We start from the raw sequence: 20,491 nt of genomic DNA on the forward strand, positions 1-20,491 counted from the left end.
GCCTGCTGAAACGGGGATCGTTTTACTGCCGCTGCTGCCGCTAACAGCGCCAACGGCCTGCCGCGTGTGCAAAGGCATAGACCGTTATTCAATGCTGTGATGTCAGCAGTGAACCATTTCCCGTTCAGACGGTTAGCCAAGCCAGACTTTACGGAGAGGGCTGGCATGAGCACCCATGGACTGAAGGATGCGGTCGTTCGACCGTTGCATTGGCTATTGCTGGCGTTTCCGATCGCGCTGTTCACCTTCGCCCTGTTCACCGACATCGCCTATCTGAAGACGGCCGAGGTCCAGTGGACGAACTTCTCGGCCTGGCTGATCACCGGAGCGCTGGTGTTCGGCGGTGTCGCTGGCCTGTTTTCGATCTTCGATTTCGTCGTCGGTCTGCGCCACGGACGGTCTCGGCGGGCGACGGTGCATCTGGTCGCGCTCGCGCTGGCTTGGGTTCTGGGGCTGGTGAACGCCTTTAAACACAGCCAGGACGCCTGGAGCTCCGTCGGAGCCTTCGGTCTGATCCTGTCGATCCTCTGCACAATCCTGGTCCTGGTCGCCGGCTGGACCGCCTATGCCGCGCGGGAGAGCGTCCGATGAACAAGAATCTGCTCGCCGCCAGCGCCGCCACCCTGGCCATGGCCCTGACGGTCGCATCGTGCGGCAACGCCAGCGATCCGAAACTGAATCAGACCGGCGCGACGCCCGACTTGCCTAAGGTCAACGAGACGCTGGTGCCGCCGATGAAGATCAGCCCACCGGCAGGCTGGAACGGCGAGACGCCGACGGTACCGCAAGGCTTTACGATCAGCGCCTTCGCCACGGATCTCAAAATCCCGCGTCAGATGCTGGTCCTGCCCAACGGCGACGTCCTGATCGCCGAGGGAAGGGGCGGCCACGCACCCCCCATGCGGCCCAAGGATGTGATCGCCGGCGTCATCAAGAAGCAGGGCAACACCAAGATCAAAGGCGGCAACCGCATCACCCTGGTGCGCGACGCGAACAACGACGGCACGCCCGAACTGCGGACGGTTCTGGTGGACAACCTCGATGCGCCCTACGGCCTGGCCTATGTCGACGGCTATCTCTATGTCGCCGAACAGGGGGCGCTGGTTCGCTTCGCCTTCCAGCCGGGCCAGACCGGCATCGCCACGCCCGCCGAGCGGGTGACGGACCTGCCCTCGCGCATCAACCACCACTGGACCAAGTCCCTGACCGCCAGCGCGGACGGATCGAAGCTGTATGTCGGCACCGGCTCGAACTCCAATATCGGCGAGCGCGGCATGGCGGTCGAAGAAGAGCGCGCCACAGTGTGGGAAATCGACCGGGCGACTGGCGCGCGGCGCACCATCGCCACCGGCATTCGCAATCCAACGGCCCTGGCCATCGAGCCCACGACCAATCTGTTGTGGTCGGTCGTCAATGAGCGCGACGAACTGGGGCCGCAACTGGTCCCTGACTATCTGACCCAGGTGCGCGACGGGGCCTTCTACGGCTGGCCTTACAGCTATTGGGGCCAGAACCGCGATCCGCGCGTGATGCCGCAGAACCCCGAGATGGTCGCCAAGGCCATCCGGCCGGACTACGCCCTGGGATCGCACGTCGCCGCCTTGGGCTTGGACTTTGCCCGCAATGGCGGCTTTGGCGGGTCGTTCGCCAACGGTGCCTTCATCGGCATGCACGGCAGTTGGAACCGTCAGGACCCGTCCGGCTATAAGGTCGTCTGGGTGCCCTTCAACGCCGGCCGTCCGGCGGGTCAGCCCGTCGACTTCGCCACAGGCTTCCTGAAGGACGGCAAGGCGCGTGGGCGTCCTGTCGGCGTTGCGTTCGATGGGAACAAGCGTGTGCTGTTCGTCGCCGACGACTTGTCGAACACGGTGTGGCGCATCGCGCCTGCGCGATAAGTCGGCTTTTCCCTCGCCCGGCAAGGGCGAGGGAAGTCGCTATTTGTCCTCGACACATAGCCCCATATGAAATGTCCCCGGCTGCGAGCAACCGGGGACATTTCATATGGGGCCGAGCCGTGGCCTACGGCGTGAAGTCGATGGTGCGTTCGAAGGGCGCATCGACAGCACGGCCACGATCCATGATCGGGGTGACTTCGGCGCCGTTCATCAAGGCCAAGGCGGCTTCGCCAAAGCCCATGCCCGGACGGCTTTCTTCCAGCACGACGCAGTCGGTGACGTGGCCCGACGCGAGGGCGGTGCAACGCAGTCGCACGCTGAAGCGGTCGGTGCTCTCGGCCTTGGGCGCGACGGCGCGTTCGATGGCGGGTTGAGGCGCAGTGTACAAGGCCGCATCCTTTAGCAGCGGTCCAGTCGGGGCGCCCAGCAGGGCCGTCATCAATGTCAGGCTGAAGGTCAGTGTCATGGCAGGCCTCGTTCGTCTTCTATTAAGATTTGAACGAGACCTCCGTTCCCCGAACTTTCAAAAACGGGTGGGTGTGTGCGACGCACCACACTTCGATTTCTCTGCCGAAGTCAGAATGGCCTCAAGCTGGACTGTTGTTCTTGGCACAGGGTCTTCAGCCACGAACGCACGGTGCGCAGACGCGCGGTGTCGTGGACATCGCGGTGGGTGGCTAGCCAGAAGCGACGTTCGATCAGGATCGACGGCAGCACGCGCACCAAACCCTCGGCCAGGAAGCACGGCAGGACGCCGACGCCGCCCCCGGCGGCGATGATCTCACGCTGCGCCCGGATCGAAGACGAGGCGACGTGGGGCGCGAGGCCCGGCTGGACTTCGTCGAGATAGCGGAGCTCGGGCGCGTAGATCAGATCGTCGATATAGCCGACGATGTCGAAGCGGCTGAGGTCTTCGACGGTCTTCGGAACGCCGTTGCGGTGAAGGTGATCGGGCGAGGCGTAGAGGGCCAGCTGATACGGCGTCAGCGGCTCGACGATCAGGCGTGCGGCATGCGGCGCGGCCAAGGTGATCGCCATGTCGACCTCTCGGCGCGTCGGCGACAGGAAGCCGGAGGTGGCCGCCAGTTCGATCCTTAGACCCGGATGGGCCAGACGCAGCGCGGGCAGGGCGGGGGCCATCAGGGTGACGCCAAACCCCTCGGACGCGCTGACGCGCACCACACCGGCGGGCGCGTCGGGCTGGGTCACGCGGCCGGCGGCCTCCATCGCGCTTTCGGCCTCCAGACCGATATCGAGCAGCTGGGCGCCGGCGGCGGTCAGCTGAAGCCCAGTGGTCGAGCGGACAACCAAGGTGGATTTCAGCGCGCTTTCCAGCCGGGCGACCCGACGCCCGACCGTGGCGGCGTCGACGCCCAACCGCTGCGCCGCGCCGCCCAGCGAGCCTGCGCGCGCCGCAGCGATGAAGATGCGAAGATCGTCCCAGTCGTACATGGCCCGTAGTCGCCTTGCAAAAACGCAGAATGTTGCCTGCAACTTTGCATTATCGACCCGCGCGCTGGGGTGATAGCCATAGTCGCAACAAAACAACCAACAGGGACACCCAGGCCATGCGCGACATTCGCCACTTCATCGACGGTGCGGCTTTCGACGGCGCGTCCGGCCGATTCAGCGACGTGTTCAATCCCAACACCGGGGATGTACAGGCTCGCGTGCAACTGGCGACGACGGGCGAGGTCGATCGTGCGGTGCAGGCGGCGCAGAACGCCTTTGACGGTTGGGCTTCGACCAATCCCCAGCGCCGCGCCCGCGTCATGTTCGACTTCAAACGTCTGGTCGAGGCGCGGATGGACGAACTGGCCGAACTGCTGTCCAGCGAGCACGGTAAGGTCATCGCCGATTCTAAGGGCGACATTCAGCGCGGCCTGGAAGTGATCGAGTTCGCCTGCGGCATCCCGCACGCGCTGAAGGGCGAATACACCCAAGGCGCCGGCCCCGGCATCGACGTCTATTCGATGCGCCAGCCGCTGGGCGTGGTGGCGGGCATCACCCCGTTCAACTTCCCGGCCATGATCCCGATGTGGATGTTCGGCGTGGCCATCGCGGTGGGCAATACTTTCGTGCTGAAGCCGTCCGAGCGCGATCCGTCGGTGCCGGTGCGTCTGGCCGAATTGATGCTGGAAGCGGGGGCGCCGAATGGCGTGCTGAACGTGGTGCACGGCGACAAGGCAGCGGTCGACGCCATCCTGACCCATCCGCTGGTTCACGCGGTCAGCTTCGTCGGTTCGTCCGACATCGCCCACTATGTCTATCAGACGGGCGCCGCCAACCATAAGCGCGTCCAGGCCATGGGCGGCGCCAAGAACCACGGCATCGTCCTGCCCGACGCCGACATGGATCAGGTGATCAAGGATCTGTCCGGCGCGGCCTATGGCTCGGCGGGCGAACGCTGCATGGCGCTGCCCGTCGTGGTGCCGGTCGGCAAGAAGACAGCCGACGAACTGCGCGAGCGGATGGTCGCCGAGATCCCCTCGATGCGGGTCGGCGTCTCGACCGATGCGGGCGCCCACTATGGCCCCGTCGTCACGGCTCAGCACCGCGAGCGTGTCGCGGGCTGGATCGAAAAGGGCGTGCAGGAAGGCGCTGAACTGGTCGTCGACGGCCGCGACTTCAGCTTGCAAGGTCACGAGAAGGGCTATTTCATCGGCCCGTCGCTGTTCGACCATGTGAAGCCGGAGATGTCGTCTTATCAGGAAGAAATCTTCGGACCCGTCCTGCAGATCGTGCGCGCCGAGACGTTCGAGGAGGCGCTGGCCCTGCCGTCGAACCACCAATACGGCAACGGCGTCGCCATCTTCACCCAGAACGGCCGCGCAGCGCGCGACTTCGCCGCCCGGGTCAATGTCGGCATGGTTGGGATCAATGTGCCGATCCCGGTGCCGGTCGCCTACCATACCTTCGGCGGCTGGAAGCGTTCGGCCTTTGGCGACATCAACCAGCACGGCATGGAGGGCGTCCGCTTCTGGACCAAGACCAAGACCGTGACGGCCCGCTGGCCGGACTCGGCGCTGGAGCATTCGGACAGCTCGTTCGTCATTCCAACGATGCGCTGAGGCCGTCATGGATTTCGCTCTCAACGACGATCAGCGCGCCATTCAGGACGCCGCCCGCGCCTTCGCCGAGGCCGAGCTGGCGCCCCATTCGGCCCGCTGGGACGAGGACAAGCATTTCCCCGTCGAGGTGATGAAACAGGCGGCCGAGATGGGCTTTTGCGGCATCTACACCGGCGAGGAGCACGGCGGCATGGCCCTGGGCCGGGTCGAGGCAGCGGTGATCTTCGAGGAGCTGTCGCGCGGCGACGTGGCGACGGCGGCCTTCATCTCGATCCACAATATGGCGACGTGGATGATCGATCGCTTCGGGTCGGACGACCTGCGCGGCCGGTTCGTGCCGTCGCTGGTGGGGATGGAGAAGATCGCCTCTTATTGCCTGACCGAGCCGGGCTCGGGGTCGGATGCAGCGGCGCTGCGGACCACGGCCGTGCGCGACGGCGACTATTATGTGCTGAACGGCTCCAAGGCCTTCATCTCCGGCGCGGGCACATCGGACGTCTATGTCGTCATGGTCCGTACGGGCGGCGAGGGTGCAAAGGGCGTCAGCGCGATGGTGGTCGAAGCCGGGACGCCCGGCCTGTCGTTCGGCGCGCAGGAAAAGAAGATGGGCTGGAACGCTCAGCCGACCGCCATCGTCCAGTTCGACGACTGTCGCGTGCCGGTCGCCAATCTTCTGGGCGAAGAGGGTGCGGGTTTTCGCTACGCCATGGCCGGTCTGGACGGCGGTCGGCTGAACATCGCCGCCTGTTCGCTGGGCGGGGCGCGGCTGGCGCTGGAAACGGCGCAGGACTACGTCGCCACCCGCAAACAGTTCGGCCGACCGATCGGCGAGTTCCAGGCGCTGCAGTTCCGGCTGGCGGACATGGCCACGGACTTGGAGGCGGCGCGAGTGATGGTGCTGCGCGGCGCCTGGGCCATCGACACCGACCATCCGGAAAAAACGAAGTGGTGCGCCATGGCCAAGCGCCTGGCCACGGACGCCTGTTTCCACATCGCTGACGAGGCCCTGCAACTGCACGGCGGCTATGGCTATCTGAAGGACTATCCGCTGGAACGGATCGTGCGCGACCTGCGGGTTCACCGCATTCTGGAAGGCACCAACGAGATCATGCGGGTGATCATTGCGCGGGAGATGACCAAGTGAGCGAGGCCGAGGTTGTCACCCGCATCGAAAACGGCGTCGGTCGCATCACCCTGAACCGGCCCAAGGCGATCCATGCGCTGAACCGGGCGATGTGCGAGGCGATGACGGAGGCGCTGCTAGCCTGGCGCGGTGACGCGGCCGTCCAGTCTGTGCTGATCGACCACGCCGGCGAGCGGGGTTTTTGCGCGGGCGGCGACATTCGCATGATCGCCGAAAGCGGTGCGGGCGATGCGTCGGAGGCCAAGGCCTTCTTCCTGGCCGAGTACCGGCTGAACCACCTGATGTTCGACTATCCGAAGCCAATCATCGCCATCGTGGACGGCATCGTCATGGGCGGCGGGGTCGGCATTTCCGAGCCGGCCGACATTCGTGTGGCGACCGAGCGCACCACCTACGCCATGCCTGAGACCGGGATCGGCCTGTTCCCCGACGTGGGCGGCGGCTGGTTCCTGCCGCGCCTGCCGGGCCAGACCGGCGTCTGGCTGGCGCTGACAGGCGCGCGGCTGAAAGCGGCGGATACTGTGGCCCTGGGCATCCACACGCACTTCGTGCCCGCAGATCGCGTCGAGGCGCTGAAGGCCGATCTGATGGGCGAGGTCGCCGATCCGTCGTCGGTCGTGGCGCGCCACGCCGGGGACGCGGGGCCTGCACCGCTGTCGGCCCACCGCGAGGCCATCGACCGGCTGTTCGCCTTCGACACGGTTGAAGAGATTTTTCAGGCGCTTGAGGCGGACGGGTCGGAGTGGGCGCTGAAGCAGCTGGAAACCCTGAAGACCAAGTCGCCACAGTCTCTGAAGGTCTCGCTGCGCCAAATCCGCACGGGCGCAACGCTGAACAGCTTCGCCGACAATATGGCGATGGAATACGCCTTGGGCGGCCGCGTGGTGCGCACCCAAGATTTCCAGGAAGGCGTGCGGGCCGTGATCGTGGACAAGGACAATGCGCCGAAATGGTCCCCGGCGGACCTGTCGGGCGTTACCGACGAGACGCTGGATGCGCTGTTCGCGCCTTCGCCGGACAATGAAAAATGGACGCCGCTGGCCTGACCACGGCGCCGACAAAGGAAGAGACACCATGACCAAGATCGCCTTCATCGGCCTGGGCAATATGGGCGGCGGCATGGCCGCGAACCAGGCCAAGGCAGGCCATGCGGTCGCCGCCTTCGATCTGTCGGCGCAGGCGCTGGAACGGGCGGTGACGGCCGGTTGCGTCGCGGCTGGATCGGTCGCCGAGGCGGTCAAGAACGCCGAGGTGGTCATCACCATGCTGCCGGCCGGGCCGCACGTGCTGAAGGTCTATTCCGAACAGATCATCGGCGCGGCGCCGTCGACCGCCCTGCTGCTCGACTGTTCGACCATCGACGTCGAGACGGCGCGCAAGGTCGCCGGTCTTGCCAAATCGGCCGGCTACGCCTTTGCCGACGCGCCCGTGTCAGGCGGCACCGCGGCGGCGGATGCGGGCACGCTGGCCTTCATGGTCGGTTGCGACGAGGGCGACTTCGCCCGCGTCGAGGCGGCGCTGGAACCGATGAGCCGCATTACCATCCGCGCCGGCGATCATGGGGCGGGGCAGGCGGCCAAGATCTGCAACAACATGCTGCTGGGCATCTCCATGCTGGGCACCTGCGAGGCCATCGCCCTGGCCGAGAAACTGGGACTGGATCCTGAACGGTTCTTCGAGATCGCGTCCAAGTCGTCGGGTCAGTGCTGGAGCGTGACCAGCTACTATCCCTGGCCTGGCCCGGTGCCCACCGCGCCGTCCAACCGCGACTATCAAGGCGGGTTCGCCACGGCCATGATGTTGAAGGACCTGAAGTTGGCTCAAGACGCCGCGGCGAAATCCGGCGCCTCGACGCCGTTGGGCGCACAGGCCGAGGCGCTTTACGCCCTGTTCGACGGGATCGGGCACGGCGGCCGCGATTTCTCCGCCATGCTGCAGATGCTGCGCGGCAAGCTGGATGAGCTTAACCCGGCATAGATTCGTCTTTCGCATTGTGATTGCGGCCCGTGCAGCTTCGGCGGCGCGGGCCTTTTCGTATGCGGCCGCGGCCGCGACGCAGATCGCTACGGCTGGTGCGACCAAGGCGCGCGCCTGCCGTGTTCGCCTTATTCCGTTCGCCGGAATGAGCCTGCGAAGATTGAAGTCAAAGCAGCAACTTAGCTTTCGTTGACCGCTGAGGCGGCTCCAGCAGAGATCGAAAATCGCCTGAAATGTGGCTGAACGGCGCTTGCGGCGCACATTGCTCCTGTGTCATGTAACCGCTTACATCATCTATCGACGGATCTTCGAAAAGGGGCCGGGACGATAGGGAGCAGGGAGAATTCGATTGGACATGGCCGCGCCTAGCGCTGCGTCTGCACGGCAGGAGGGCCAGCCCTTCGCCAAGGCCGCCACCATGCGCGACGTGGCCGAACGCGCCAATGTGTCGGTTGCTTCTGTCTCTCGTGTGTTGAACGGCTTGGGCGTGACCTCGGACGCGACGCGCCAGCGCGTGCTCGATGCGGTCGAGGACCTTCGCTATGTCCCGCACTTCGGCGCCCGCAGCCTGTCGACCAGCAAGAACGATACGATCGGTGTCATCCTGCCCGACCTGTTCGGCGAGTTCTTCTCCGAGCTGATCCGGGGCATGGACCTCGCTGCCCGCGCTCACGGCAAGCATCTGATCGTGTCCAGTTCGCATGACGGCGCGGAAGACACCCTGGCTGCCGTGCGTTCGATGCGCGGGCGCGTGGACGGCATGATCGTACTGTCCCCGCATCTGGGCGCGGCGAACCTGTCGTCCGAGTTCGCCGGTCGGATGCCGGTCCTGCTGATGAACGGCGGCGCGGCCGAGCCGGGCCGGGCGTCCATCATGATCGACAATCACGGCGGCGCCGTCGGCGCGGTCCAGCATCTGCGGTCCACTGGCCGCAGGCGCATAGCCCACATTCGCGGCGCTGCCGGCAACATCGAGGCGGACACGCGTGCGGCCGGATACACGGCAGCGCTGGATGGTCATGACCCGATCATCGTCGAGGGCGACTTCTCCCAGGCCTCGGGCCATCGCGCGGCGACCCAGCTTCTGGCCATGACAGAGCGGCCCGACGCCGTTTTCGCCGCCAATGACATGATGGCCGTGGGCGCCCTGTTGGCCTTCCAGGAGGCCGGAGTGCGCTGTCCTGAAGACATCGCCGTCGTCGGCTTCGATGACGTGCCTATCGCCGCCCTGATGCGGCCTGCGCTGACCACCATGCGCGTCAACATCGCGGAAATCGGTCGAAGGGGCGTCGAACGCCTGATCGGCCTGGTCCAGGCCGGCGCGACCGCCGACGCCACGGACACCGCTTGCGAAATCGTTCGGCCGATCCTGGTCGAACGCCAGTCCACCGCGGCGGCCTCGTCCGCCAGGTTCAACAAAGGGTAGGCCAGCCATGTCGCTGAAAACCGATCCCATCAGGAGGGGAGAGCTCAGGATGACCCAGTTCAACACGCGTAAGGCCGCGACACGTCAGGTCGCCTTGGCCGCCGCATCGGCGCTTGCCATCAGCATGGCGGTCGTCGGCGGCGCGCAGGCGCAGGTCGCGACCTCGACGATCCGAGGCAATGTAACGGATGGCGCGACGGTCGAGGCCGGCGCCACCATCGTCGCCCGCAATGTCGCCTCGGGCTTCACCAGCCGCACCACGGCGAACGCGCAGGGTGGCTACACCCTGTCGGGCCTGCGTCCCGGAACGTATGAGATCACGGCGACGACGGCCGAGAACGAGACGGCGACCGACACCGTCTCCATCGGCGTCGGCCAGGTCGGCAACCTGGATTTGGCGGTCGCGGGTGCAACGACCGGCGCAGCTGACGCCAACGCGGCCAACCTGGGAGACATCGTCGTGACCGGACGTCGTCTGGTCGAGGTGCGCACGCCCGAAAACGCCACCAACGTCACGAACCAGCAGATTCAGACCCTGCCGCAAATCAGCCGTAACTTCTTGAACTTCGCTGCTCTGGCCCCGGGCGTTCGCGTGGGAACCGATGAAAGCAATGTACAAATCACGGCTGGAGGTCAGCGAGCGGAGTCAGTCAACGCCTTCATCGATGGCGCCAGTCTGAAGTCCAATATCATTGCTGGCGGCATTGTTGGTCAGGACAGCAGCCGAGGTAATCCTTTCCCGCAAGCTGCGGTGCAGGAATTCCGCGTCGTGAGCCAGAACTTCAAAGCCGAATACGAGCAGGCTTCGTCTGCGATAATTACAGCTGTGACTCGGTCAGGCACCAACGAGTTTCACGGCGAGATTTTCGGCACGTATCGTGACCAAGACTTTGTCAAGCAAGACGAGTTTTCGCGCGCTCGCGGGCAGGAGAAAGTTCCGCAGGAAATCCAGCAATACGGCGCCGCTTTGGGCGGGCCTATTATCCAGGACAAGCTGCATTTCTTTGGCAGCTATGAACACAAGCAGGAAAATCGCGCCAACGCGGTAACTTTAGGACGACAAAATCCTGCCTACGTTAGCCAATTTGGCCAGTACATCGGCACCTTTGCAAGCCCCTTTGAAGAAGATTTGCTGTTTGGCAAGTTGAGCTTCCAGCCCGCCGAAGGTCATCTCATCGATTTGAGCGTCACGTATCGCGATGAGTCAGAGGTCAGAGATTTTGGAGGCGCCAACTCTATCGAGCGCGCGAGCGGTCTCAAACAGACAACAAAGAGCGCCAATCTTAGGTATCAGTGGCAGGCTAGCTCGTTCCTGAACGAGCTGGCGGTCGATTACCGCAACTACAACTACAATCCGACAGCCGTGAACTTCGATCAGATCGGTCGCAGCTATCGCATCTTCGAAAACGGCTACGATCCGTTCGGCGGTGTTTCGATCCTCAACATCGGTGGCTCGGGCAGCCGTCAGGACATCAGCGATGACGCCCTGACGGTCCGCAACGACCTGACGTTCAATGAAGTGCAGTTCAACGGCTTCCACACGATAAAACTGGGCGCCAAGGTCAGCCGTCAGAACTACAACGTCGTCAAGGAGTTCGGTCGTAATCCAGAGTTCTTCTATGACTTGAACGGAACGGCCAGCGGCAATGCCGCCGTCCCTTATCGCGTCCAGCTCGGCAACGAGTTTCCCACCGTCGACCTGACCAACACCGTCATCGGGCTGTATGCCCAAGATGATTGGCAGATCACGGACAAACTTGAACTGAACCTGGGTCTGCGTTGGGATTACGAGACCAATGCCGACAACAAGAACTACGTCACGCCGGCCTCCGTGGTTGCGGGCCTGAACCAGTGGATCGCCTCGACCGATGGCGGCAAGGCTGCCGGCTATGCGCCGAGCTGGTTCAACATCAACGACTACATCTCGACCGGCGACAATCGTGACCCGTTCAAGAAAGCCTTCCAGCCGCGGATCGGCTTCTCGTATGATGTCTTCGGGGATCGCAGCACGGTTCTGTTCGGCGGCGCCGGTCGCTACTACGACCGTGTCCAGTTCAACTTCGCCTTCGACGAATTGGCCAAGCCTTTCGATTTTACACAGAACGTCTTCTTCTCGACGACCGGCCGCCCGGCCGGCGTTGCGAACGGCAGTTCGTCAGACCCTATCCTGTGGAATGCGTCTTACGGGACCACAGCTGGACTTGACGCCATCTTGGCCAACATCCCGGCCAAGGGCGAAGCTTTCCTGTTGAAGAACGACTTCGAGCCGCCCCGCACGGATCAGTTCAACCTGGGTGTGCGTCAACGCGTCGGCGAATGGCAGACGGAGTTCACCCTGGCCTATGGCAAGACAGAGAACGAGTTCACCTGGCAATATCTGAACCGCTGCCGCGAACCAACGCGTGGCAACGACGGCAACGGTTTCGGAGACAACGGCGGCTTCTGCGGCCCCGGCGGCACGAACCCATACCGCTCGTATCTGGTGTCCGATCACAACAAGGAGCGGACGTTCAAGGCGCTCTACGTCAAGTTGGACAAGGGCTACACTCGCGACTCCGGTTGGGGCGTCAACATCGCCTACACGCTGTCTAAGGCTGAACAGAACGGCGGCAACGACAACTTCTGCTTCGACTGCTTCTCGGTGGAAAGCTCGCCGGTGCGGTCCTCGGGCAATGACGAGCGTCACCGTATCGTGGCCAACGGCATCGTCGATCTGCCGCTCGACTTCCAGCTGTCGGGCATTCTGACCTTGGGTTCGGGCACGCCTTACGACGTGTTCGACGGACGCGGCGCAAACTTCGTTTATCGCCCCTACGGCGCCTATCCCGAGAAGGAGCAGTTCTTCCTGCCGAACGCCTTCGCCTATCGGAATCTGGATCTTCGCCTGACGAAGAACTTCAATGTGCCAGGCGCGGGCGAACTGTCCGTCTATGTCGACGCCATCAACGTGTTCAACTTCAAGAACTACACGGGCTTCGACGGCGGGACGGGCTCGGCGACGAATCCGAATCCGAACTTCGGTCGGCCTTCGGCGGTCCTGTTCCCCACGCGGACCTTCCAGATCGGCGCCCGTTACGCCTTCTAAATCCTGAGCCTGGGCCGCCTCGTGCTTGTTGCGAGGCGGCCTTTCTTATTCGATTGAGACCCAGTGAGCGTGCCCATGAATCGTCGAAACTTCCTGATGCGGACCACCACAGGCGCGGCGGCTCTGGCCGTTGGATTTCCGGTGATGGCGGCGGCGCAGCAGGCGGCGGCGACGGCGGCGGTTAATGGGACGCAGAGACGGCCGATGCGGCTGGATCAGGAGATCGAGGAGCTTCAGGAGCGGACGTTCCGCTGGTTCGAGAAGGTCACGGATCGCAAGACCGGCCTGACGCCGGATCGCTGGCCGACGCCGTCGTTCTGTTCGGTGGCGGCGGTCGGGTTCGCGCTTACCTGCTGGCCTGTGGGCGTCGAGCGCGGCTGGATGAGCCGGGCCGAGGCGCGTGAGCGGACCCTGACGACGCTGCGCTTCTTCCATGATTTGCCGCAGGGTCCCGAGGCCAGCGGCACGGCGGGGTACAAGGGCTTCTTCTACCACTTCCTGGATATGGAGACGGGGCTTCGTTACCGGACCAACGAACTGTCCACCGTCGATACAGCCCTGCTGATCGGCGGCATGCTGTTCGCCGCCCGCTACTTCGACGGCCGTCATGCCGACGAGGCGGAAATCCGTCAGAAGGCCCAGGCTATCTACGAACGGATCGAATGGCCGTGGGCCGTGATCCGCGACAACCGCATCACCATGGGCTGGCACCCCGAGAGCGGCTTCATTCCGTCCGACTGGCACGTCTATAACGAGGGCATGCTGGTGCTGCTGCTGGCCATCGGCAGCCCGACCCATCCGGTATCGGTCAATGTCTGGCACGAATGGGCGGCCAGCTACGACGAGAGCTGGACCGATCGCTGGGGCAGCTGGCACCTGAATTTCGCGCCCATCTTCGGGCACCAGTACAGCCATATGTTCATCGACTTCCGCGGCATTCAGGACGCCTGGATGCGCGGGCAGTCTGCCCAACTGGGCGAATACCTCGACTATTTCGAAAACAGCCGCCGCGCCGTCTACGCGCAGCAGAAATATGCCCACGACAACCCCGGCGGCTGGGCCGGCTATTCGTCCGAGGTCTGGGGCCTGACGGCCTGCGACGGGCCGGGCGATTTCAAACAAGTCATCGACGGCAAGGAGCGCGAGTTCTTCAGCTATTCCGCGCGCGGTCCGGGCGAGCGTGACGACGGCACCATCGCGCCGACGGCGGCGGCCAGCTCCATCGCCTTCGCGCCGGAGATCGTCGTGCCCTGCGTTAAGGCCATGAAGCAGAAATATGGCGCGGGCGTCTATACCGAGTGGGGCTTCCTCGACAGCTTCAACCCGACACTGACGGTGCGCGACGGACCGCTGCAGCACGGCAAGATCTTGGACGGCGTGGGTTGGGTGGACGGCGACTATCTGGGCATCGACCAGGGGCCGATCGTCATCATGACCGAGAACCACAGGTCCGAGTTCGTCTGGCGCTATATGCGCGGCGAGCCCAATATCCGCCGCGCGCTCGACATTGCGGGCTTCACCGGCGGCTGGATGAACGGATGAGTTTGACGGCCCACAGGCCCTATCTTGATCGACGTGCTGCGCTGGCCCTGATGGCGGGAGGGGCGGCTGCGGCCTGCACACCGCGCCGCGACGGCGAGACCGTGCTGCGCTTCTGGGCCATGGGCAATGAGGGGGGGACGGTCGGCCAGTTGATGCCCGAGTTCGAGCGCCGCAATCCGGGCGTCCGCGTCTCGGTCCAGCCCCTGCCGTGGACGGCGGCGCACGAGAAACTTCTGACCGCCTACGCCGGGGCCTCGCTGCCGGACGTCAGCCAGATCGGCAATACCTGGGTGGCGGAACTGTCCGCGATCGGAGCCTTGTCGCCGACCCCGCCGGAAGCTGCGAACCTGCTGACCGACCAGTTCCCGGCAGTGCTTGAGACGAACGAGATCGCCGGCCGGGCCATGACCACGCCCTGGTACGTGGACACGCGGCTGCTGTTCTATCGCAAGGATCTGCTGGCGCGCGCCGGGTTCGACGCGCCGCCTGAGGACTGGGCCGAATGGAAGCGGGCCATGCATGCGATCAAGCGTGTGGCGGGCGGCGACAACTACGCCATTCTGCTGCCGCTGAACGAGTTCGAGCAACTGCTGACCTTCGGGCTTCAGACCGACGAGCCGTTGCTGCGCGACCGGGATACGCGCGGGAATTTCTCCAGCCCCGGTTTCATCGCGGCCCTGGCCTTCTATCGCAGCTTGTTCGCCGAGGGGCTGGCGCCGCTGGCCTCATCGACGCAGATTTCCAACGTCTGGACCGAGTTCGCCAAGGGCTATTTCAGCTTCTACTTCTCCGGCCCGTGGAGCGTGGGCGATTTCCGCAGCAAACTGCCGGCGTCGTTCCAGCCGAACTGGGCCACGACCGGCGTGCCGGGGCCGAAAGGCCTGGGCGCGTCGGCGCCGGGCGGGTCCAGCCTGGCGGTATTCAAGTCCTCGCCGCATCAGGCCGCAGCCTGGGCCCTGGTCCGCTATCTGTCGGAGCCGGCGGTGCAGGCCCGGTTCAACACCATCGTCGGCGACCTGCCCGCGCGCCAGAGCGCCTGGGACATTGCGGGGGTCGAGCGCGATTCGATGCTGGCGCCCTTCCGCGGCCAACTGGCGCGCGCCAAGGCCGTGCCCAAGGTGCCGGAATGGGAGCGGATCGTGACGGAGATGCAGATCGTCGCTGAACGGATGGTGCGCGGCGAATACAGCCCCGAGACCGCCGCCGCCGAGATCGACCGCCGCGCCGACCGGCTGCTGGGGAAGCGCCGCTGGATGATGGAACAGGGCAGGGCCGTATGATCGTCGCCGATCCGACCTTGGCCAGAGTGAAGCCATCGCGCGGACGCGGCGCCCGCGAACGGGCCGCCTGGGCCTTCATCGCCCCGGCCATGCTCGCCATCGGCCTATTTTTCGCCATTCCGGTGATCGCGGCCCTGCTGCTCAGTCTGACCGACTTCGACATCTACGCCCTGGCGAACCTGGACAATCTGCGTTTCGTCGGCCTGCAGAACTATGAGCGGCTGCTGACCAATCCCCTGTTCTGGGGGGCGATGAAGAACACCTTGACCTTCGCGGTCCTCGGCGTGCCCCTGTCCATCGCCGCGTCATTGGCGGCGGCGGTGATCCTGAACGCGCGGGTGGTGAAGTGGCGGCCGATCTGGCGGGTGATGTTCTTCGCCCCCTATGTCACGACTCTGGTCGCGACGGCGGTGGTCTGGCGCTATCTGCTGCACACCCGCTACGGCGTTATCAACTGGGGGCTGGAAAGTATCGGCCTGCCTGCCGTGGATTGGCTGGGCGACCCATCGACCTCCATTCCGGCGATCCTGATGTTCGTGGTCTGGAAGATCTTCGGCTACAATATGCTGATCTTTCTGGCGGTGCTTCAGACTGTGCCGGACGACCTGTACGAGGCCGCGCGCATCGATGGCGCCGGCCCGTGGAAGCAGTTCCGCCATGTCACTTTGCCGGCCATTGCGCCGACCATGCTGCTGGTCTCGATTATCTCGGTCGCCAGCTTCTTCCAGCTGTTCGCCGAACCCTATGTGATGACTCAAGGAGGCCCGGCCCAGAGCACGGTGACAGTGCTCTACTTCATGTACGAAGAGGGCTTCAAATGGTGGAATCTGGGCTCCGCCAGCGCCGTCGCCTTCGTCCTGTTCCTGTGCATCCTGGCGATCACCCTGGTCCAGCTGGCGGTCGCCAAACGGGTGGGGGCGTATCAATGAAACTCCGCGCCATCCTGCTCAATCTGGCTGTCGGCCTCATCGCCATCATCGTCCTGTTCCCGTTGGTCTGGATGGTGTCGGTCAGCTTCATGGCGACCGGCGAGGCGGCGGTCTTCCCGCCGCCGCTGCTGCCATCGCACTGGACGTTGGAGCACTATCGCGACCTGTTCCTTAACCAAGGCATGGGGCGGTATCTCTGGAACAGCTTCGCCCTGGCGACACTGGCGACCATCCTGGCGCTGGGGTTCACGGTTCCGGCCGGCTACGCCTTCGCCAAGCTGAAGTTCGCCGGGCGTGAGCGGCTATTCCAGTTCCTGGTCGCCGCCCTGGTGGTGCCGGCCCAGATCGGCACCCTGCCGCTGTTTCTGATGCTGAAGTCGATGGGCCTCGTGAATACCTACGCCGGCGCCCTGGTGCCGTGGCTGGCGTCCATCTTCGGCCTGTTCCTGGTGCGCCAGTATGCGCTGAGCATTCCCGACGAGATGCTGGAGGCCGCTCGTATCGACGGCGCCAGCGAAGGGCAGATATTCCGCCGCGTGGTCCTGCCGACCTTGCAGCCGATCATCGTGACCTTGGGGCTGTTCGTCTTCCTGGGCAGTTGGAACGACTTCCTGTGGCCGCTGATCATCCTGACGGACCAGTCGAACTACACCCTGCCGGTGGCGCTTGCGGCCCTGTCCCGAGAGCATGTGCAGGACATCGAACTGATGATGGCCGGCGCCGTCGTCACCGTCGCGCCCGTGCTGATCCTCTTCCTCGCCCTGCAACGCTACTACATCCGCGGCATGCTCGCGGGGAGCGTGAAGGGCTGACCAGAACTGCGAGTTCGTATGCGTAATCTCCTGCTGGCCGCCGCCTCGGTCCTGACCCTCGCTCTGGCGGCGCCCGCCGTCGCGCAAGAGACTCGCGTCCTCGACAGCATGGACGACGCGGCGCGGTGGGAGGCCAGCGCCTCGACTGACATTCACGCCGCCGTCTCCGCCGTTTCGGGCCATGACGGACGGGCGGTGCGGCTCGACTACGATTTCGACGGCAAGGCGGGTTATGCGGTGCTCACCCGGCCGCTGCCGTTCGACCTGCCCGACAATTACGAGATCAGTTTCTGGGTGCGCGGCGCCGGGCCGATCAATACCTTCGAGGTCAAGCTGACCGACGCCTCGGCGGACAATGTCTGGTGGAAGCAGACGGCGCGCTACGACTTCCCCGACGGCTGGACCAAGTTTGTCATCAAACGCCGTCAGGTCTCGAAAGCCTGGGGGCCAAGCCCTGAAACCATCCTGCGTCGTGCGGAGCGGGTCGAGTTCGTCGTGGTTGCAGCCGAGGGCGGCAAGGGTGCGATCGAGATCGACCAGTTGACCCTGCGCGTCCTGCCGGTCGATCCGCCTGTCCCGCCCCAACCGATCGCCAGCGATGGGCGAACTGAGACGACGGCCGCGAACGCTGTGGATCTGGACCTGAAGACCGCCTGGACCCCGCCGGTAGGCGAGGCGTCGGCCCTGACGCTGGACCTGGGCTATGAGCGCGAGTTCGGCGGCCTGACCCTGCGCTGGGACGAGCGCGGCGCGGCGGCGGACTATCGGGTTTCGGCCTCGATCGACGGGCGCGATTGGCGCGAACTGGCGACGGTCGTGAGCGGCAACGGCGGCATCGACTGGCTGAGAACGCCCGAGGCGACGGCGCGCTGGCTGAGACTTGAGCCGCTGAAACCCGTTCCCGCCTCCGATGTGGTCGGCTCGTCCGGAGCAGGCCAGCGGCTGGGCGCGGCCCAGGCCACGACCTATGCGCTGAACGAGATCGAGGTCGAACCGCTGACGTTCGGCGCGGACCGCACCGTGTTTCTGGAAGCCGTCGCCAAGGAAAACCGGCGCGGCCTTTACCCGCGCGGCTTCTCCGGCGAGCAATCCTACTGGACCCTGGTCGGTGTCGATGGGGGCGGCGAGAGCGGCCTGATCGGCGAGGACGGCGCCATCGAGCTGCGCCGCGCCGGACCCAGTATCGAACCTTTCGTGGTCGACAATGGGCGGCTGATCACCTGGGCCGACGTCAATATCGAACAGGGGCTGAAGGACGGCGACCTGCCGATCCCGTCCGTGACCTGGACCGCCGACGACTGGACGCTGAAGATCACCAGCTTCGCCGACGGGCCGCCCGATCAGGCGCAGCTGTGGGGCCGTTACGACCTGACCAACACCTCCAGCCGGCCGCGCACCCTGATCCTGGCCCTGGCCGCACGCCCCATGCAGGTCAATGCGCCGCGTCAGTTCCTGGCCATTCCCGGCGGGGTCAGCCCGGTGGAGACGATCGGCTGGAACGGCGCCGAATTGAAGCTGAACGACACGGTGCGGGTGCAGCCGTTGGCGGGGCCGGATCAGGTCGCGTTGGCGACCTTCGACGCCGGCGGCGATCCGCAGTCCCTGATCCTGCCATCCGCGCGGCGACCGGCCGTTGAAGCCGCGACGAAGACGGATGCAACCGGCCTGGCCGCCGGCGCCTTGACCTATGAAATCACCCTTCAACCCGGCGAGACCCGTACGGTCGGCTGGGTGTCGCAACTGTCCGGCGAGGACCTTGCGCCAGAGCCGTTAGGTCAGGCGGCTGCGGTTCTGGATACGGTCGAGGCGCGGCTGGCCGGCGAATGGCGCGAAAAGCTGGACCGTGTCGAACTGACCCTGCCGCCCGCCGCCCAGCGGATCGAGCACGCGCTGAAATCCTCGCTGGCCCATATGCTGATGTCCCGACAGGGGCCGATCCTGCAACCCGGCACCCGCAGCTACAACCGCTCCTGGATTCGCGACGGCGCCATGATGGCCGAGGGGCTGAACCGGCTGGGCATGGCCGAGCATTCGGCCGACTATCTGCGCTGGTACGCGCCCTATGTGTTCGAGAACGGCAAGGTGCCGTGCTGCGTTGATGCGCGCGGCGCCGACCCGGTGCCCGAGAACGATAGCCACGGCGAGTTCGTCTTCCTGGCCGTCGAGACCTATCGCTACACCAAGGACGAGGCCCTGCTGCGCCAGGTCTGGCCGCAGGTACAAAAGGCGATCGCCTATATGGACGAACTGCGCGCCTCGACCCGGACGGCGGCCTTCCAGGCGCCGGATCAGCGGCATCTCTATGGCCTGCTGCCGCCGACGATTAGCCACGAGGGCTATTCGGACAAGGCGGCCTATTCCTACTGGGACGATTTCTGGGGCCTGCTGGGCTACAAGGACGCGGTCTTCATTGCCGAGACGCTGGGCGATGCGGAGGCTGCCGCTCGCTATGCGGCGGCGCGGGATCAGTTCGCCGCCGACATCCGCGCGTCGATCACGGCGACGGCGGCCCATCATGGCATCGACTGGATCGCGGGCGCTGCGGACCGGGGCGATTTCGACGCCACCTCGACCACCATCGCCCTGTCGCCTGCGGGCGAACAGGATCATCTGCCGCCCGAACTTCTGGCGCGAACCTTCGACCGGTATTGGGAAAACTTCCAGAACCGCCTGACTAACCGCACGGCGTGGAAGGACTACACGCCCTACGAATGGCGGCTGGTCGGCGCCTATGTGCGGCTGGGTCAGAAGGACCGCGCGCTGGATGTGCTGGATTTCCTGATGGCCGACCGCAGGCCCGAGGCCTGGAACGGCTGGGCCGAGGTGGTGGGGCGGGAAAAGCGCGAGCCGCGCTTCATCGGCGACATGCCGCACGCCTGGATCAGCTCCGACTATATCCGCTCGGCGCTCGATCTGTTCGCCTACGAGCGGGACCGCGATCAGGCCCTGGTGCTGGCGGCCGGCGTGCCGGAGGCGTGGCTGGACACCGCGGAGGGGGTCGGTGTGCGGGATCTGCGCACCGCCTATGGGCCGCTGACCTACGCCTATCGCAAGGAACGGCGCGGCTATGTGCTCACCCTGGGCGACGACGCGACGCCGCCGGGCGGCTTCGTGCTTCAGTGGGCGGCGGGGCTGGGGCGGCCGGAGCGCGTTCGGATCGACGGCCGTGCGGCGACGTGGTCGGGCGACGAGCTGGTCATTCCCGCAGGGGCGCGGCGGGTGGAACTGCGCTGACCACCTGCGTCCCTTCTCCCATTAGGAGAAGGTGGCCCGAAGGGCCGGATGAGGGGCGGCCGGTAGGCTAGGTCGCACCATCCGACCCTCACCCTT

General features: G+C 65.2%; 15 protein-coding genes. 13 read left to right on the forward strand and 2 right to left on the reverse strand.

The features are described from left to right. The first annotated feature begins 165 nt into the window (after nt 1-165). Together AC3WRC_RS03765 and AC3WRC_RS03770 are read left to right on the forward strand one after the other, a co-directional pair. Entirely contained in the window at nt 166-591 is a 426-nt protein-coding gene (locus tag AC3WRC_RS03765; RefSeq protein WP_091746054.1) for a DUF2231 domain-containing protein, read from the forward strand. A 38-nt stretch (nt 592-629) separates the two neighbouring features. Beyond that, nucleotides 630-1,895, forward strand: a complete 1,266-nt coding sequence (locus tag AC3WRC_RS03770) for a PQQ-dependent sugar dehydrogenase (RefSeq protein WP_492302997.1) — start codon at nt 630-632, stop codon at nt 1,893-1,895. Between the two features lie 124 nt (nt 1,896-2,019). Here the strand turns inward: AC3WRC_RS03770 and AC3WRC_RS03775 are convergent, their stop codons facing one another. Together AC3WRC_RS03775 and AC3WRC_RS03780 are read right to left on the reverse strand one after the other, a co-directional pair. Continuing rightward, nucleotides 2,020-2,361, reverse strand: a complete 342-nt coding sequence (locus tag AC3WRC_RS03775; protein WP_492302948.1) for a TonB family protein — start codon at nt 2,359-2,361, stop codon at nt 2,020-2,022. Nucleotides 2,362-2,471: 110 nt separating this feature from the next. Further along, nucleotides 2,472-3,347 (reverse strand): LysR family transcriptional regulator, encoded by an 876-nt coding sequence (locus AC3WRC_RS03780; protein ID WP_492302949.1) that lies wholly within the window; start codon nt 3,345-3,347, stop codon nt 2,472-2,474. Between the two features lie 116 nt (nt 3,348-3,463). On the opposite strand from AC3WRC_RS03780, the gene AC3WRC_RS03785 reads away from it, so the two are divergent. The 11 genes from AC3WRC_RS03785 (at nt 3,464) to AC3WRC_RS03835 (ending at nt 20,395) form a co-directional block, all read left to right on the forward strand. Next, nucleotides 3,464-4,966 (forward strand): CoA-acylating methylmalonate-semialdehyde dehydrogenase, encoded by a 1,503-nt coding sequence (locus AC3WRC_RS03785; protein ID WP_174086342.1) that lies wholly within the window; start codon nt 3,464-3,466, stop codon nt 4,964-4,966. Between the two features lie 7 nt (nt 4,967-4,973). Then, on the forward strand, nt 4,974-6,110 hold the full coding sequence (locus tag AC3WRC_RS03790; RefSeq protein WP_492302950.1) for an isobutyryl-CoA dehydrogenase: 1,137 nt from the start codon (nt 4,974-4,976) through the stop codon (nt 6,108-6,110). After that, complete coding sequence (locus AC3WRC_RS03795) at nt 6,107-7,156, forward strand: enoyl-CoA hydratase/isomerase family protein (RefSeq protein ID WP_492302951.1); 1,050 nt, start codon at nt 6,107-6,109, stop codon at nt 7,154-7,156. Before AC3WRC_RS03790 ends, AC3WRC_RS03795 begins: the two co-directional genes overlap by 4 nt. Next, the gene (gene mmsB / locus AC3WRC_RS03800; RefSeq protein ID WP_492302952.1) at nt 7,131-8,087 is read left to right on the forward strand and encodes a 3-hydroxyisobutyrate dehydrogenase; all 957 of its coding nucleotides are present in this window, start codon (nt 7,131-7,133) and stop codon (nt 8,085-8,087) included. Before AC3WRC_RS03795 ends, mmsB begins: the two co-directional genes overlap by 26 nt. A gap of 355 nt (nt 8,088-8,442) precedes the next feature. Then, a complete protein-coding gene (locus AC3WRC_RS03805) occupies nt 8,443-9,513 on the forward strand; it encodes a LacI family DNA-binding transcriptional regulator (RefSeq protein WP_220116495.1) in 1,071 nt (356 codons plus the stop codon). Nucleotides 9,514-9,562: 49 nt separating this feature from the next. Next, complete coding sequence (locus AC3WRC_RS03810) at nt 9,563-12,598, forward strand: TonB-dependent receptor (protein WP_492302953.1); 3,036 nt, start codon at nt 9,563-9,565, stop codon at nt 12,596-12,598. A gap of 75 nt (nt 12,599-12,673) precedes the next feature. After that, nucleotides 12,674-14,140: a glucoamylase family protein gene (locus AC3WRC_RS03815; protein ID WP_492302954.1), complete on the forward strand. Its 1,467-nt coding sequence runs from the start codon at nt 12,674-12,676 to the stop codon at nt 14,138-14,140. Then, a complete protein-coding gene (locus AC3WRC_RS03820) occupies nt 14,137-15,420 on the forward strand; it encodes a sugar ABC transporter substrate-binding protein (RefSeq protein ID WP_492302955.1) in 1,284 nt (427 codons plus the stop codon). Before AC3WRC_RS03815 ends, AC3WRC_RS03820 begins: the two co-directional genes overlap by 4 nt. Continuing rightward, nucleotides 15,417-16,349: a carbohydrate ABC transporter permease gene (locus AC3WRC_RS03825; protein ID WP_235551334.1), complete on the forward strand. Its 933-nt coding sequence runs from the start codon at nt 15,417-15,419 to the stop codon at nt 16,347-16,349. Before AC3WRC_RS03820 ends, AC3WRC_RS03825 begins: the two co-directional genes overlap by 4 nt. After that, complete coding sequence (locus tag AC3WRC_RS03830; protein WP_055754970.1) at nt 16,346-17,161, forward strand: carbohydrate ABC transporter permease; 816 nt, start codon at nt 16,346-16,348, stop codon at nt 17,159-17,161. Before AC3WRC_RS03825 ends, AC3WRC_RS03830 begins: the two co-directional genes overlap by 4 nt. Before the next feature lie 18 nt (nt 17,162-17,179). Beyond that, a complete protein-coding gene (locus tag AC3WRC_RS03835; protein WP_492302956.1) occupies nt 17,180-20,395 on the forward strand; it encodes a discoidin domain-containing protein in 3,216 nt (1,071 codons plus the stop codon). The last annotated feature ends 96 nt before the right edge of the window (nt 20,396-20,491 follow it).

This window comes from Brevundimonas sp. EU05-FHT14B07 (assembly GCF_058790795.1).